The sequence below is a fragment of the Parendozoicomonas verongulae genome (assembly GCF_009711465.1).
GTDB lineage: Bacteria > Pseudomonadota > Gammaproteobacteria > Pseudomonadales > Endozoicomonadaceae > Sansalvadorimonas > Sansalvadorimonas verongulae.
The window spans coordinates 1-596 of the sequence record NZ_SMME01000489.1 but is presented as its reverse complement, the minus strand read 5'-3'; the positions used below and the strand labels follow the sequence as shown (position 1 = coordinate 596).

Below are 596 nucleotides of genomic sequence, written 5' to 3'. Positions count from 1 at the left end.
TGTTTTGTTTTTTCCCTCGGCAATGCACAAGGTGGTGTTCGGCAGACGTGTTGACGGTGCAAGATGTGGCTTCACTGAGGTGGAAATGTGTGTTGCCCGCAGGATGTATAGCAATGCCGCCTGTTGATACCACATCTAATGCCCGTAACGGAATAGGGTGAAGAGGCTTACTCCTGTTTTTTGACGCATAGGTGGCAGATGCAGACAGACCGATCGCCATGCAGAGACTGGTGACAACAAAGTTCAGCCTGAAAACCATTCCTACCCTTCCCATAAATGATGGTGATGTTGACAGCGTTGAATCTTGTCTTGTCAGTGACACGGTGGATATTAAGTCCCATACAGCCTGTTTAGTACCAGGGCATGGCTGTTAAAAGGGGCAGACTGGGTCACTTCTTCCTCTCACATTGCGATGCTTGAGCTGGTGTCTGGTGAGATGACTGGATAGGGAAAAACGCTTGTTACACCCGTCCTTGTTACAGACATAGGGCCTGTCCCCTGTATGGGTGCGTTTGTGCCTTGTGAGTGCACCGGGTTGGGTGAAAGACTGCTTGCACCCATTCTGGTCACAGACAAAGGGCTTGTATCCTGTATGG

Annotated in this window: 1 protein-coding gene; it reads right to left on the bottom strand. The window is 50.0% G+C overall.

Translation table 11 applies throughout. The features are described 5' to 3' along the window. Positions 1–259, bottom strand: a 259-nt coding sequence (locus tag E1189_RS24585; protein ID WP_230459918.1) for a hypothetical protein, incomplete at its 3' end; no start/stop codon positions are given. Positions 260–596: the final 337 nt, after the last annotated feature.